We start from the raw sequence: 15924 nt of genomic DNA, 5'->3' as shown, positions 1-15924 counted from the left end.
GGCCTTCCGGTGCTCACGTACCCAAAACGTACGCTCCGCTCCTGACGTCCCTAGCTTCATCCAACCTTCTCGGTGCTGAAAATCGATCTTTTTGAACACGCACTATTAGGGATTCATTGCAATTTTTCATGTAGATACTTTGTTTAACAACAACTGCTGCATGAAAGCAATTTGAATAACACCCATGACAACAGCACAAATAGGTATCGCTATAATTACTGCTGCGGGGCTCCATAAATAGTGAAGTAGCAAGCTAATGACGCCTGAACTGATCATCATGACAATAATAATACCTGACGTGTTAAAACTTGACGCTTGAAAATAACGTCTGCTCTGACGGAATGCTGCATCAACATTCAATTGATTAACAACGATACAATATTCTACATAAATAAAGATGACTCGGAGAACTACAAATATAACGAGGGACAAGAACAGTCCGATAACACCTAGAAACGCTGCCAATAACGTTGTAATGGCTGTTTTTGCTGCGGTTATGATCATAAACAAGAAGATAAAGCGGACCGCGTATTTTTTGCCGTCTTTCATAAATTGACCGATTGATATTGGACTGCCTTCCACAACATTACGCAAAGAAGCGATATACCCCCCCTGAGCAAAAGCCATCAGTAACAGCATGAAGAGAACAGGAATCCACGCTCTCACAGATATCGTATCACCCATAAACTGCATTTGATTGATGAGCTGCGGAATATTACTAACATAACTGACCGATGGAATCCCCATCTCCAGAATAAGACGTATGGATAGTGAAGGCACACCAATAAAACCAACAATGATAAGCCCAATAATGAATGATAACGCATCCAAAATAATCGGATACATAATAATTAATGGGTTTTTCAATAGCAAGCGGAATGTTTTTTTCATGATGAAGTAAAACCTCCGTCACAACTTATATGGCGAATATGAGTTCGCCAGCAACTCGTTTTTGGGCGTTCGGACTAACGGAATATCAATTCGAAACATCGAACCCTCACCTATCTTACTTTCTGCTTGAACAGTTCCCCCATGAGCTTCAATCAGTGCTTTAGCAATACTTAATCCAACCCCGATTCCACCGGTATTTCTAGTACGTGCTTTATCTGCCCGATAAAAGCGGTTGAAAACAAGCGGCAAATCTTGCTCCGATATCCCTATGCCGTTATCTCTACAATAAATAGTAACCATTTCTTTGTGATCAATCGTGATTCCCACATCGATGCTCCCTCCAATTGCCGTATACTTGATCGCATTGGAAATAATATTCGTCATAATTTGAACGAAACGGTCAGGATCTACTTCCACGTGACAAGGGGTATAGATGGTATGCAGAGTAAAATTTATATCTTTGGCTTTAGCTAAGAAGATTAAATTCTCGTAAACATCCCTCACCAGATTTCGTATATCGATTAATTCAATATCAAGCTGGAATTTAGCTCCCTCTGCTTCAGACAATTTTTCCACATCATCCACAAGGCGGCATAGCCGATCAATTTCGGCGTAAATACGATTTAAATTCTCTTCATTCGCTGGATAAATACCATCAATAAGCGCCTCCATTCTGGATAGCATAGAGGTTAGCGGAGTACGAAGTTCATGTGTTAAATCTTGCATCGATTGCTCCCGCCAGTGTTCTTGGTTATTCAAATCTACAACAAGCTTATTCATAGAAGTAATTAGCTGATTCAGCTCCAACGTTCCCGTTTCGGAAATTAAAGTATCCCTATGTCCCCCAGCAATACGTTTCGCCTGAAGGCTGCTTAAACGAAGCGGCTTCGACAATCGCCTGGCAAGAAGATAACAAATAACTACCATAAGGCATAATAAGATGATGGTAATACCACCGCTACCTCCAAATAAAGCAAACGAAAAAAACGATGCGGAAGGAAGGTTGAAATCATTATCCAAATCAACCGTAGCGTCCAAAATTCCGATTAACTGGCCATCGACATAAATCGGACTGCTCGCCGTGAAGGGCCGACCATATTGCTGACTTTCCAGCCCTGAATCATACAGCACTTCTTCATGGCCCGGAGCATAGTAACGTATACTCATCGAATATACATTAACTGCTTGTTTAAGCCAGTCCATCTTCTCGATCGATAGCTTGCCCGGTTCTAGATGAGTGCGCAAAGTAAAGGCAATTTTCTGCGTTTGATCCTCTACAAACTTCATCTTATAAACCTCTATTGAACGATCAAATGAAAGACGGGATAAGAAATAGGTCGCTAACAAAAAGATCAAAGATGTCAAAATAAGGGAGATAAACAGAATGCAATGGGTCTGGCGTAATCTATTCCACAATTCCATTAGTACTCTTCATCCGGATGGAACGTAAATTTATACCCCGCACCAATTTTAGTTACAATATAAACTGGATTTTTATGATCTTCTTCAATTTTTTTGCGGATATTTTTTATATGCGTATCTGTCGTTCTCCCATCACCAATATCTCGATAACCTTGAACTTCATAAGATAAATCTTGTCGACTATATAACTTATTTGGTTTTTTGAGCAAAACACTTAACAGCTTGAACTCTGTAACCGTTAAATTCACGAGTTTACCGTTTACGTATACTTCCTTCGATTCAAAGTTTATTTGAAGTCTTCCTTTGTTAAATCGCATCACAGTTCGGCTATTTATAGAGAGCATCTTCATTCTTCGCTCCAGAGCTCGAATTCGAGCGATGACCTCTTTCATGCGGAAAGGCTTCGTAATATAGTCATCCGCACCTAGATTAAGACCATTAATCGTATCGATTTCACGAGCCTTGGATGTGATCATTATGATCGGCATGCTGGAAGACCCTCTCACTTTCCGACAAACTTCTTCCCCTGGTATGCCATGAATCATCAAATCCAGAATTAATAAATCAATTTTAAAGTTATGAATTTTTTGCAGGGCATCATTACCTTCTTCCGAGGTATATACCGTCCAACCTTCATTCACCAGATATGATTGTAATATATTGCAAATTGATTCATCATCTTCAACGATTAGAATGTTCATGCTATATTTCTTCCTCCCAATAGCCTCTTCGCTGCTAGCAGTATCTTTATGCCAAATCGGCTTTTCAATTTTCAAATGATCTCTGAAAATCGGATTAAGAGCGAGCGGTGCTGTTGCCAATTTTTTGTTCTTACTTCAAGTTTACGTCCGTAATTCGTAAAGCTGCCCCCTTTGCTGCAAATGATACATTCCATTTCCTCCTTATCCGTATGTTGCTATGACACGTGCATTTGGAAATTTGTTAAGCATATTTCTCCTGAGAACGCTTCCTAGAATTAACTATTTGCCATGCAGGTCTCAATTCCTTTTTTACGTACCATGTAAATCGTTGATTCTCGCCTCGCTGATTTAATTGGAATGCCTCCTTTGGATAAAAAAACCCATCCCGACAAAGGTCGGGATAGGTTTCTCCTTAATTAACATAATTGTACCTGCCTCTATTTCTTACTTTCTTTCTCTTTCAATATCGCATCATATTCTTCAACCATTTTGCGTAAGAAGGTATTGACATCTTCTTTGCCCTTCAATTTAATAAACTCTGCGGTCTTGTCATCAATAATGTTGGCTTCGTAATAGAAAATATCGGGGCCAAAAGGTGAATAGACCGGTTTAGCCGCTTCTCCTTTATAGGCAGCATCAATGTTGTATACACCCACATTATCTTCTCCTGCCATATATCGTCGTATTTCGGGGTCCTTAACGACTGGTGGAGCTCCGCCAATGGATAAATTCTTCTGGTTCTCATCGGAAACTGCGAATTCTAACACTTGAAATGCTTCTTTAATGTGTTCGCTGTTCGGGTTAATAGCCAGTGTAAGCGGTACGTTGTTTGGCAATATACCCGGAAGTTCACTCCAGCTTGGGTACGCGGACATGCCAAAGTTCAGCCCCTCTGTATGAGCATATAAGTTGGCGCTATTTACAAAGGATAGGATCATTGCAACATTCCCTTTATCAAATCCAAAATTATCTTTCTCCGATTCTGCGGGAACATTGTCCGGGATACTCACAACACGTTGGATTAGATTAAAATATTTTGCGAAAGCAGGATCTTTCTCGAACATGATTTCTCCTGTTTCCGGATTCGTACCAGGCGCGGATAACTGAAGCAACGATTGGGATAGACCACGTGTAGCTAAACCAACGTATGTGCTGTCACCATGCTTCCCTGCAATCTTCGCTGCCTTTTCGAGAACTTCATCCCATGTTGGTGTTTCACTTGGGTATTCAATACCCATCTTATCGAAAATATCTTTGTTATAGAATAGATTCACGACGACGTCTTCAAAAGGTAAACCAAGTAATCTTCCCTGCTGCTCGGGATCACGTAACCGAATTGCATCAATTGCGCCATCACGGAATTTAGTCAAATCCAGATTACTTTCAGCAATTAAACTATCCAAAGGATAGGTCATTTCTAACTCATCTAATGTCACGAACGGGTCGGTTACGAGCATAATATCTGGTGAATTATTCGCGGCATTGGCTTCCTGGATTTTCTCAGCAGATGCAAATGCACCGATATGTTCAATTTTAATATTCGGGTATTTTGCCTCCAGTGCATCCGAGAGTCGGCTTTTAACTTCTTCCGCACCCCAAGGTGTCATAAATTTTATCGTCACTTGCTCACCTGAATCGGTTACATCTTCTGTCTTATTCTCATCTGATTTGACTTCATCACTGTTTGGACTTACGCATGCAGAGAGTAAGATTGAAACAAGGAACGTAGAAATAAGTAACATAAACCGTAGTTTTTTGAACTTTTTCATAATATGCCCCCATTCGAATTGTAGACTCGCCATGTAAGCCCTTACACTAAATCGTACAGAATATACTTTTAGTGACGCGTTCCCCTCCTTTGGATATGTCAGATGAATGGATTAGATATAATGTATCAAAAAATTCATAATCCGGTGTGAATATCCAGTGATTATCATGTGTGTTTCGTGTGAATATTTCAAGCGTTTATGACCGGACTCCCCCTTTGGATAAAAAAACCATCCCGACAAAGGTCGGGATAGGTTCTATCATTTGGGATCAAGGCCGCTATCCTCCGGCTTTCATTATCCGAATGCATCAAGTATGTAAGGTGGGCTCCAATACCCGTTCGGTTTGGGTCTTAGACATGTTTCGCTGCGCAGTTACCAGCTTGTAATATATTCCTTGCTTCTCGATCAATTCTTCATGGGTCCCGATTTCTGCAATAACTCCTTTATTCAGTACAAGAAGTCGATCCGCATTTTTCAATGTGGCCAATCGATGTGCTATCGCAATTGTTGTCCGGTTCTTGGTGACACGCTGCAGCGCTTCTTGGATTTCCGATTCTGTCTCGATGTCTAGCGAAGCCGTTGCTTCATCCAATATTAGAATTCTAGGATTGTTCAACACGGCTCTAGCAATGGCAAGCCGCTGTCTTTCACCACCTGAAATATTATTTCCGTTCTCCTCCAGTTTGGTATCATAACCGTCTGGGAACTGGCTAATAAAATGATGTGCATTGGCAATTTTTGCAGCCTGTATCACTTCTTCCATCGTTGCCTCTGGTTTTGAATACTTGATATTATTCATTATCGTTCCACTGAACAAAAATGTCTCCTGCAGCACAACCCCGATTTGAGAACGTAAATCTTCCTGCTTGATATCTCTAATATCCACACCGTCGATGCTTATCGTTCCTTCATTGACATCATAGAAGCGGGAGATGAGATTGATAAACGTAGACTTTCCTGATCCCGAGTGACCAACGAGTCCTATCATTTCCCCCTTCTTGATATCAACATCGATGGACTTGAGCACGGGTTCATAGGATTGGTATCCGAAGGTAACATTCTTAAAACTTATCGTCCCATCAATCTTGTGCTTCGTGGACTTCTCCGTGTCGGTGATCTCCGGCTGTTCATCAATGACCGAGAATACACGCTCTACAGAAATGAGGGCGTTAGCGATCCATCTAGGCATATTCATTAACCATCCAAGCGGACCATAGATCATGGCTGCGTAACCAGTAAACTGAACTAATTCACCAAGGGACAGCCTCCCGCCCAGAATCATATTACAGCCTACTAGCAATACAAAATATTGTCCAATCTGGATCAAGTAATGGGAAATGGGCGATAAATAACTGTATACTTTTTCACTCCGGATTGTAGCTAAGGCATACTCCCGGTGATATGCTCTGAACCGCTTAATCTCCCGCTCCTCTTTACCAAATGCTTTAACCACTCGAATCCCGCTCAGCACATCATGCAGGAATGAATTGGCTTTATCATGAACCCGCCACTGTTTGCGAAAGAGCTTTTTAAGCACGACTTTCCAAACAAAATATTGAATATAAACAACGATCGGCGCCGGCAAAATAATAATAAGGGCAAGCTGCCAGTCTGTGTGAAATAGCAGGAAACTCACAGCGGCCAGCATGATGATTTGATAAATAGCCATCGAAAATACTTCTTGAATCAAATTCCGGATGCGATCTGTATCAGAATTAATTCGGTTCATGATATCGCCAGCACGCTGCGAGGTTAAGAATCCAAGCGACAAGCTTTGAATCTTCTCAAAGACAAGATTACGCAGATCCGCTGCAATTCTTGAACTTACACGGGCCATAATCCTACCCCTTAATACCCCTAACAACTCTCCTGCTACTAAACCAAATGCAATTCCAGCGAGAGCCATTAGAAATATCCGCGTACTTGGGTTTACGCCGTCTGGCGGCTGCAAAGCCGAGTTCACAAGTATTTTTTGAAAATAAGGGCCTGTTAGCGTAACAGCCGACATGATTAATAGAACGGCGAGTGCCGTGATCAATATTTTCCAATGTGACTTCGAAACATCCCAGAGTTTCTTAAAGGCAGCTCCTTTATTCATACACTTCGGACATAACCTAGTACCTTTAACAAGGTAGCCGCCGCATTGTGAACATACATTCTCGCTCTCATTGTTGTATATCCGGATCTTACTGTTCGAAGCCATGTAATTCAGAATTTGAGCAATGTAAGAGAGCCTTGCCGCATGCTGCATCGTGCACCGGATGATGATCCTCGGGGTCTTCATATGCGTCGCCTCCATGATCACATTTCCGATTAAAGGAACAACCTTATAATCATGTGCCTCATGAATTGCACAGGTTTCGGTAACTGTCCCATTGTCTACGTGGACCCACTTGGTCTCCCCAATCACAAAATAACCATCCGTCCTACGGCTGTCAAACGATAAATCTACGGGGACGCAATACGTAATATTTTCTCCTAAGGCTTGCTGAACAGCTAGAAGATCTTGCTCTGATAGCTTAAATTGAAGGTTCATCGCAGCCTCCCCTATATATACATTTCTACCAGTCGATATTCCTTCTCGCTTAAATGCTTGATATCCTCGATGACGAATCGGTTCCCATCCACATCGATAATTAACAGCTTGCGATCGGTTACGAGCTTCACATTCCCTCCGCCGCTACGAACCGTAAACCGAACACTCCCGGACACGGTTTCCGTCTCCCAGTAGGAGTACCCGAATTCTTCTTTAATTCTGATCAGTTTCGTGATCTCAGGAGCAAAATATCTCATTTTTATTTGCTCCTCAAGCAGGCTAACGGTATCCTTCGGAAAATCTTCATCCAAAGACTTGATGATGCCAATTTCTTTATTCTCACCTGTGCGAACCGATATATATTCTCTTCTATTGGTGTGTGGGAAAGAGCAGTGCAAATATACCGCCGGATATTTCTCATCATTCACTTGAACCATAAGCATTTGGCCTTCCGTTTTCGTAAACACTGTGTTATCAGCCGTTAAATAATTCATACTCGCTGAGACAGACAAATCGGATTGATTAGGTTCCGTGATTTGCATTAAAAGATTAACCCACCCTTCTCATGCTCAGCGCTTCATCATGCTTTTGTACTAAGCCATGGTATACGCCTTTTATCATCATTAATTGTTCATGTGTCCCTTCTTCAACAACCTTGCCTCCATCCATAACCAGTAAGTAATCCGCATTTCTTAATGTAGACAACCGATGTGCGATCGCTATCGTTGTTCTACCTCGGATTAACGTTTCAAGCGCTTCTTGTATTTGAAGTTCCGTCTCCGTATCCAGTGATGCCGTTGCTTCATCCAGGATTAAAATTTGGGGATTATGCAGAACCGCCCGTGCGATGGATATTCTTTGCTTCTCTCCACCAGACAGAATATGACCTCCAGTACCAACGATCGTGTCATAACCATCGGGCAGCTTTTCAATGAAATCATGCGCATTCGCAATTCGAGCAGCGTTAATGATGTCATCCAGCGAGCATTCAGGATCAGCGTAAGCAATATTCTCGGCGATTGTTCCCATAAACACATATAGCTCTTGCGACACAATCCCGATGTTTTTGCGCATCGTGTCGATTTGGAAATCTTTTACGTTAACTCCGTCTATCACGATTTCACCATCTGTAACATCATATAGGCGAGAAATCAGATTCACGAGTGTGGATTTACCGGCACCCGAGCGTCCCACGACACCGATCATCTGGCCTGGTTTTGCATGCATTGACACATCTTTCAGTATCAGCTTGTTCGGTTCATAACCGAAGGTGACATGGGAAAGGCGAATATCGCCATTCAAGCGCTCTATAGGAATCGCATCCTCCTTTTCTACAACATCGGAGACGGCATCCTGTATTTCAAAAATGCGCTGCGCCGCACTCATACAACTGGACCACCAATTGACAATGTTATTCATAAACTGTAGTGGACCATACAGCATGTAAATATAACTTATAAAAGTCATGATTTCACCGAACGAGAGACTACCCTGCATCACCCTCCAACCACCAAAAGCCCAGATTAAGATGCCCCCAAATTGAGTAAGGATCGTTAATATCGGGAAGATTGTACTGCTCATCAGGTTAAAGGACTGTTCCGAGTCTGAGTAGGATGAATTCGCTCTCTGGAAACGCTCAAGCTCTTGACGTTCTTTCCCGAATGCTTTCACAACTCGCGTACCCTGTATCGTATCACTGATCATGGCGTTGAGCATGCTCACACGTCGATGTCTCCGCCAGGACAACCGCCATAGCTTAGGGAACACCCATCGTATCAGCAGCAAGACAAATGGAATCGGGATGTAGCAGATCAATGTGAGTTTCCAGTCCATAATCAACATAATGGTTGTAATACCGATGATATTCATGGCATTGACGATAAAGTAAGAAATGCCATCTACGAAAAAATACTGCAGTTCTTGCGCATCATTGCTAACCCTTGTCATAAGCTGACCGGTTTGTTTTTTCTGAAAAAAACTAAGCGATAACCGCTGCATCGCAGCGAACACGCTTGCCTTCAAATCAAATACTACATTCGCCGCCAATCTGGCATTTATCGTGCTAAATAGGATCCCGAACAATAAGGAAATCGTCCGAAAAACGAAAATGAGAAGGATCACGAGACCAATTCGTCCAGCGAAGTCTCCGGTATTCCCAAGTGCTTGGTCGAACAACACCGTACCTTGCAGATAGGGTATGGCAAGACCTGTAGCCGAATTGAGCAGCATAAATAGAACAATGAAAAACATCAGAAGTTTATACTGTCCAGCAAATCTAAGCAGCCTAGAGAATATGGCATGCTTCTTCATACATTTCGGGCAAATTGGCCTGCCTTCTTCGGGATATCTCATTCCACATTTCGGACAAGTGATGTTCTCCTGGCGATCTACAACCTCTTCATCGCTAATGTCTTCTTTCTGCTTAATCTTAGTAAAGATCGAGACAAACTTGGCAGCGCTCCCCATCTGTCCATTCGTAAATGCTCCTATGACCCGCTCCTCATCCTCTTGTAGAACAATGATACCGGAGGCGATTAAATTGACGGTGAATACGGTTTCAATATTGTCGATATCAATGGACTCTACATTCGCTGTATCTCCTGGGTAAGATACAACAAGCAACTTTTCCTTGCTTAGAATTATGTAGGTGTGTGCGTAGCCTTCGCCATCTATGCTCCGATCACATAACATCCAGTAGATAACGTTATAGGGTTCATGAGGTTGTATCGCGACACTCACTTCATGCGGTAAGCTCTTGATCATGGGCTCCCCCTTTCATCATTGCAATGTATAGAAGTAATCCTTGAATTAGAAGTCAAAAAGGTATTTATCCCTTGTAAATATATTATCAACTAAGATGTGAAGATAGTGTGTGTTCTTAGGTTCTCATCCAGCCAAAGCTCGTACCAGGATACTCCTTTATTTGCATTGTACACCGTTCCGCTCCCAACCGGGGCTTCAACCAGTGACTCCACAGGTTCGCAAGCAAAATCGACCAATCGACCATAGCGTTTCCCACCAGCATAATATACCCTTCCAAAATATACTGGCCCTGTCCTTCCAAGTCTTCGGATCTCACTGCACGCCACAAAAAACGTGTGCCTGTCCAGCTGTTAATTCGAAGCGTAGCGGATTTCCCAGTGCATCGACCACGGCATGAATCTTGGTCAAACTCCCCTTTAAGAAACGGTTTATTTAAACCTGTTTACTTAATAAGGGAGCATGTCGAAATCGGCAGCTTGTTCCATAATTTATAATAGCGGGGTTGCGAACTTCATCTCGGGAAAGCGGCTATCCGGTCCTTTCATTAAGTTTCCACCTTGATTTTTCAGATACATGTCGAAGAAATCCAGCATATAGGCATTAATAACGGAGCTCGCTCTTTCAGGTGCAATTTTCCCTGTGATGCCCAGTATTTTGAAAATAGGTGAAATGAACTGGACATCGGTAAAATTCAAATGCTCCGTATTTTCAATATAAAGGACTTGTCCCCCTTCACCGACCGTTTCGCGCATCCGTTTAAGCTCCAGCTTTTTATCTTCCGTTACTTGATCCATCCACTCTCTTGTTGAGCCCATACGGTCAAGCTCTGCATCCGTGTAAACTCGGTTATCCCTCACCATTTTTAATTGTTCAAATTCGCTTTCCGAGTGGATGAATAAAAACGGCTTTTGCAGACCCTCTCTGTCACGCAGTCGGTAAAGCCCTCCGTCCAAGTCTATTCCAGCCGTGATTCGCGGATCGTAAGAAGCGTCATAGGCCGTCGCTCCGCCGATGGAATGACCAAACACCCCGACATGCTTGAGATCAATCTTCCCTTTAAAACGACTTGGAATCTGCCCCGATTGGATAAGCTCAAACTGGTCCAGCGCAAAACCCACATCATCTGTTAAAACTTTTCCCAATTTGTCGCGATTTCCGCTTTCGGTCCGATAATCGTGGTCGGGCGAAAATAAGTCGTTGGTTGTGCTGGTCGTGATTCGACCGTCTGGAAACTCTGTTGCAAATGTATTGAAGGTGTGGTCGATCACGGCCACGATATATCCGTGACTCGCGAGATTTTCGGCTTGCGACGTATGGAGGAACCTGGAAGAGCCGAAGCCGGGATTCGCAAGGATCAGCGGGTATGAAGTCTGTGCTGGAGAGACTTCGGCCCCCGAATAAGCATGACTGGATACGTACTTCAAGTGTTGAAAAGTAAACCCGGGAAGGCCATAGTTCGCAGCCATATAACGTAAAATCCGGGTATCGGGAATAAAGGGAGCATACTTGCTGGAGCCAGCTTGGGCCGGATACCATACCTGAACCATCAATTCCCTCTTGCCTGTCGTGGTTGTGCCAAATGTCTCCTCCCGGCTTGAATCAATGAAATGAAAGACTTGTGTACTTACCTTCAGCTCGCCAGTTGGCTCCGGAAAGTTGAATACGGGAAACACATAGAGGAAGCATCCCGTTGCGATTAACCCAAACCCGATAAAAAGGCGGCCCAGCACCCTACGGATTCGCGAAGCAGTCTGAACGACTGCCGGTGTTTTGAAAGCGTCTATCAGTGAAAGAATAAGCATCAGGAGCGTAAATCCGTATAAAAATAATAGCTGAACCCTGTATCCTTCGACAAGCAAATGGATCACTAAAAAAATGGAGCCTGCTCCGCTTGTCAGGAGCAAAGCTGGTCTTCGGATACGCTGATTGACTATGAACTGGAATGCCAACAAACACGCACTCGAAAAGAATAGCAGCATTTCAAAAAACCTCACGCCAACTCCCCCTTAAAAATAATCCTATCTAGGGAGTATTTTAGAGGAGCAGCCAGGTTGGTACCATTGATTTAGATGACAATTAACTTACACGCTTGTAAGCTTGCACGATGATGCGCGCAAGGCCCGGATCATCCAAGGATAAATCCTGCACTTTTTATTTAAAACACCTACACTATGCGTTCTAAGAAAAAGTTCGCTGCCTTTAAATGTCTTCATTGAGCCATCGAGTTTCGTTAATTAACGACGATAAGACATTCTTTAGTCGACATTAAAATAACCCGCGCCAGGCGCGGGTCCCAATGGAACTGCTTCCTTGTCAATCGACAGTTTTGAATGCGTTCGACGAATTGCAGAGGCATCCACGAAGACAAGGATACGTATAAAGAACGGCATTAAGGATATGGCTGAAATAGGTTTGCGTACAGGCCCTAAAGCGATGATTATTGAGAATGTCATATTTCAAACTTATCGCTGCTAAAAAGTTATTAAAGCGCCACGCCTCATGAAAAAAGGCATGGCGCTTTCTCTCAATAAATGCTGACGCTCTACCAATCCCCTGATTTTATACCTTGCTTCCGATATTTTTGGAAGTCATAGGGTACTTGGTCCTCCTTATGAAAAAAACCTCACTCCACACCCTTCAACGACTCTATCATATGAATCCGCGTCACTTTTTTCCGAAGCATGAGGTTGGAGAGAAGGGTCAGGAAGAACGCCAGCACAACAGATGCCAGCAGGATCACTAGGTTTAATTGATCCGGGATTTGCTGATGGGTACTCGATAGCGCATTGATGATGATGGAATAGACATAACCGCTGATCGGCAGAGCGACAATGACCGCAAAAGCGGTTAATAGCATGTTCTCAGAGAAGATCAACCGATTGATTTTACGTTTGGGATAGCCTAAGACTTTCAGGGTGGCAAGCTCACGATTCCTTTCGTAAATGTTGATGGAAGAGATCGTATAGATGGCGCCGAAGGACAGAATGACGGCGCAGACGATAAACATGATGAAGATAAAGCTGTTTTGCTTCAGCATATATTGCGCTGATTTCTTGAGATCATTCTTGTCCGCAATGGCATCTACCTGTGGATCTTGTTCAAAGAAGCTGCGAACGTCCGCCAGATCTGCAGCGCTATGTACGCTCACTAACAGCGAAGAAGGATCGTAGTCGATCCCCAAACTCTTTATATAGCTTGGTGTGCTGTAGAACGACGGATTCGAATACTGTGTGGATATATCCAGAACCCTCATATCGACGATGGTTTGGTTAAACTCCGGTGCCGTAAATTGAATCTGAATCGTATCCCCTTCAGCAATATGATACTGATCCGCGTAAGATTTCGGTACCAGCACGCCATGTTCCTCTAACGATAGCCGATTGCCTTTTTCATCATAAAAGCGAATCAACTCATTATCCTGCTCCGTAACCACGAGCGCAGCGTTTTCTTTGTTTTCCCCTTGGATGAATTCCACCGGGTAGGTGGACAACCCATAATGGTCTGCAATGCCGGAGGGCAGTGCTGCCTGATCCGGGAACGATCCCATCGAATAATCGACTCGTAAATCATACGTATTTACCTCTTCAATCTGGCTAGCTACTTTGAGTAGGGCCGTCTGCGTGCCAAAAGCGCTGATCAACAAAACCGTACTGACCACAACGCCAACGGAGCTCGCGAATGCTTTTTGTTTATTTAAGAAGATATTTCTTAGAATGATCTTGTAGCTGTAAGGCAGCCGACTCCACATCCCCGGAATGTTCTCGATGAGCAGCTTCTTCATTTTCTTCGGCGGTTTCGGACGCATCGCCTGGGCAGCACGTTCTTGCAATATCGCTCTGCCACTTAAATAGCAGGACAGCATGCCAAACGCACTGGAGCAGATCATTGGAGGTAGGAGTGTAAAGAACGAAAGGGTGAACGTCAGGTCAGGCAAGGAGTAGGATCTTCCAATCGACGTTGTAATGAGTGGAATGAACAGGGCGGCGGCTATGGCAAAGCCCAGGATGGAGCCGATGACACTCGCCAGCACAGGGTAGCCCATGTAATGCAGCATGATGCTTCTTTTTTTCACCCCTAATGCCTTCATAATGCCCACTTGATTTCGCTGAGAATCGATAACCCTTGACATGATCAGAAACAGGATCACCGCTTCAATCAAAAAGAGCACGATCGGGATCACCCTGCTCATCAGCTTATTATTATGAATCGTTTGCTGGGTCTGGGAATAGTTGAAGGTCCGCTCTTTACTAACCTGACTTACATAAGGGAGCGACTGGGAATGTGCCTCAATGGCTTGGCCTAACTGGTCAATATCGTAACCATCCTGGGCATCAATCATGACCTCATTGTAAAACATGCCGCCTGTGATTTCAGGAATGGTCTCTTCGGGGATATAAGCGATTCCATAAACTTGATGGTCCTGGGTTTCGTTCTTCTTGGCATGCTCCACATTCTCGTTCAAGCCGCTGATCGTGAACGTCATATCCTTGTCATTCACACGTATGCGGATGGAATCACCGATACGGTAATGATGCGCCTCGGCATAGTGGGAGTCCAACAGGATCTCATTAGGCTCTTCTGGCATCCTGCCCTCCATCATCCTGGACGTGTTGATTGCATTCGGTACGGGGATCGAATGCACCGTTAATGTAGCTTTATCATCTTCAAAAGCCTGTTCGGCCTGGACGGTATAACGCCCTTCAATATGATGAATGCCTTCAATGCTCCGTAAATCCGCAACATCCTCTGCGGAAATTTCACCGTAATAGACGTTCAAATCGCTTAGATTATGTTCTTGAAAATACCCCTTCGTATAGGCGCTAAGATTGTCGCTCAAGGTAACCAGCCCCGTGTAGAAAAAAGCTCCCACCGCGATAACCAAAACAATGGCTATGAATTGTCCTACCGACTGTTTCATGTCCCTTAATAATTTCAACGATAAAATCTTCATCACCACTCGATCCCTTCAATGCTTTGTTTGTGCTCATTGATCGTGATGCTCTCGATCTTCCCGCTCTTGACGCGGATCACTTTATCCGCCATCGGCGCGATGGCCGAGTTATGGGTGACCAGTACGACGGATGTCTTCGTTTCCTTGTTCAAATCTTGAAGAAGCTTTAATACCGATTTTCCTGTCACATAATCCAGAGCACCGGTGGGTTCGTCGCAGAGCAGAAGCGCGGGATTCTTGGCAACCGCTCTTGCGATCGCAACTCTTTGCTGTTCACCGCCAGAGAGCTGGGAAGGGAAGTTCTTCAAACGATCCGTTAGTCCAACCTTATGTAAAATATCACGGGCGTCCAGATGGTCCTTACATACCTCTGTTGCAAATTCCACGTTCTCCAGCGCATTCAAATTCGGAATCAGGTTATAGAATTGAAATACAAAGCCAACCTTCTCGCCTCGATATTCGGTTAATCTCTTCTCGCTCCATCCTGTAATCTCTTGATCTCCAACAAACACTTGTCCCGAGGTAGCGGTATCCATCCCGCCGAGAATGTTCAAAATCGTGCTTTTCCCCGCCCCGCTGGCCCCTAGAATCACGACGAATTCCCCCTCTAATATGGAGAAGTCAACGCCCGCAAGGGCTTGAATCGTCACCTCGCCGATTGAATAGGCCTTGGTTACGTTTTTGAATTCGATTAACGTTGTCACTTCTTACATCTCCCCGTATTGGATTTTCAGTTGGCCTTGATGCGTTTAATCTTATCATTACACCTTACGGTACAAGAGACACCCGACACGCGATGTATTCCATCATCAGCCTCAAGAAGGATTTCCCTTTAGCGACTGGCTAAGGGAATTCCATTGCTGAATCCGGACGAAATTTTCCAAAAAGTAA

The 15924-nt window shown here is 43.7% G+C and carries 10 protein-coding genes; all 10 read right to left on the bottom strand.

The genetic code is table 11. The annotated features are described in order from the left end of the window. Window positions 1–126: 126 nt before the first annotated feature. Complete coding sequence (locus tag NYE54_RS05825) at window positions 127–891, bottom strand: hypothetical protein (RefSeq protein WP_339270725.1); 765 nt, start codon at window positions 889–891, stop codon at window positions 127–129. An 18-nt stretch (window positions 892–909) separates the two neighbouring features. Further along, a complete protein-coding gene (locus NYE54_RS05820; RefSeq protein ID WP_339270723.1) occupies window positions 910–2178 on the bottom strand; it encodes a HAMP domain-containing sensor histidine kinase in 1269 nt (422 codons plus the stop codon). 134 nt (window positions 2179–2312) lie between these two features. Then, entirely contained in the window at window positions 2313–3134 is an 822-nt protein-coding gene (locus NYE54_RS05815; RefSeq protein ID WP_251035621.1) for a response regulator transcription factor, read from the bottom strand. A gap of 317 nt (window positions 3135–3451) precedes the next feature. Then, on the bottom strand, window positions 3452–4783 hold the full coding sequence (locus NYE54_RS05810) for an extracellular solute-binding protein (RefSeq protein ID WP_339270719.1): 1332 nt from the start codon (window positions 4781–4783) through the stop codon (window positions 3452–3454). A gap of 307 nt (window positions 4784–5090) precedes the next feature. Continuing rightward, a complete protein-coding gene (locus NYE54_RS05805; protein WP_339270718.1) occupies window positions 5091–7319 on the bottom strand; it encodes an ABC transporter ATP-binding protein in 2229 nt (742 codons plus the stop codon). A gap of 11 nt (window positions 7320–7330) precedes the next feature. Next, on the bottom strand, window positions 7331–7861 hold the full coding sequence (locus tag NYE54_RS05800; protein ID WP_339270716.1) for a DUF1854 domain-containing protein: 531 nt from the start codon (window positions 7859–7861) through the stop codon (window positions 7331–7333). A 7-nt stretch (window positions 7862–7868) separates the two neighbouring features. Continuing rightward, entirely contained in the window at window positions 7869–10082 is a 2214-nt protein-coding gene (locus NYE54_RS05795; protein ID WP_339270714.1) for an ABC transporter transmembrane domain-containing protein, read from the bottom strand. Between the two features lie 488 nt (window positions 10083–10570). Beyond that, the gene (locus NYE54_RS05790; RefSeq protein ID WP_339270712.1) at window positions 10571–12076 is read right to left on the bottom strand and encodes a dienelactone hydrolase; all 1506 of its coding nucleotides are present in this window, start codon (window positions 12074–12076) and stop codon (window positions 10571–10573) included. Window positions 12077–12705: 629 nt separating this feature from the next. Beyond that, window positions 12706–15033 (bottom strand): FtsX-like permease family protein, encoded by a 2328-nt coding sequence (locus tag NYE54_RS05785; RefSeq protein WP_339270711.1) that lies wholly within the window; start codon window positions 15031–15033, stop codon window positions 12706–12708. Further along, entirely contained in the window at window positions 15033–15737 is a 705-nt protein-coding gene (locus NYE54_RS05780; RefSeq protein WP_339270709.1) for an ABC transporter ATP-binding protein, read from the bottom strand. The genes NYE54_RS05785 and NYE54_RS05780 overlap by 1 nt, the downstream gene beginning before the upstream one ends. Between the last annotated feature and the right edge of the window lie 187 nt (window positions 15738–15924).

It is taken from the genome of Paenibacillus sp. FSL K6-1330, from assembly GCF_037976825.1.
Taxonomy (GTDB): Bacteria; Bacillota; Bacilli; order Paenibacillales; family Paenibacillaceae; genus Paenibacillus_AQ.
This window is presented reverse-complemented; position numbering and strand designations above follow the sequence as displayed.

Bases quoted from the DNA above. Each gene is read 5' to 3' on its own strand.
- NYE54_RS05825 (WP_339270725.1), bottom strand. From the start codon at position 891: ATGAAAAAAACATTCCGCTTGCTATTGAAAAACCCATTAATTATTATG.
- NYE54_RS05820 (WP_339270723.1), bottom strand. From the start codon at position 2,178: ATGAAGTTTGTAGAGGATCAAACGCAGAAAATTGCCTTTACTTTGCGC.
- NYE54_RS05810 (WP_339270719.1), bottom strand. From the start codon at position 4,783: ATGAAAAAGTTCAAAAAACTACGGTTTATGTTACTTATTTCTACGTTC.
- NYE54_RS05805 (WP_339270718.1), bottom strand. From the start codon at position 7,319: ATGAACCTTCAATTTAAGCTATCAGAGCAAGATCTTCTAGCTGTTCAG.
- NYE54_RS05800 (WP_339270716.1), bottom strand. From the start codon at position 7,861: ATGCAAATCACGGAACCTAATCAATCCGATTTGTCTGTCTCAGCGAGT.
- NYE54_RS05795 (WP_339270714.1), bottom strand. From the start codon at position 10,082: ATGATCAAGAGCTTACCGCATGAAGTGAGTGTCGCGATACAACCTCAT.
- NYE54_RS05785 (WP_339270711.1), bottom strand. From the start codon at position 15,033: ATGAAGATTTTATCGTTGAAATTATTAAGGGACATGAAACAGTCGGTA.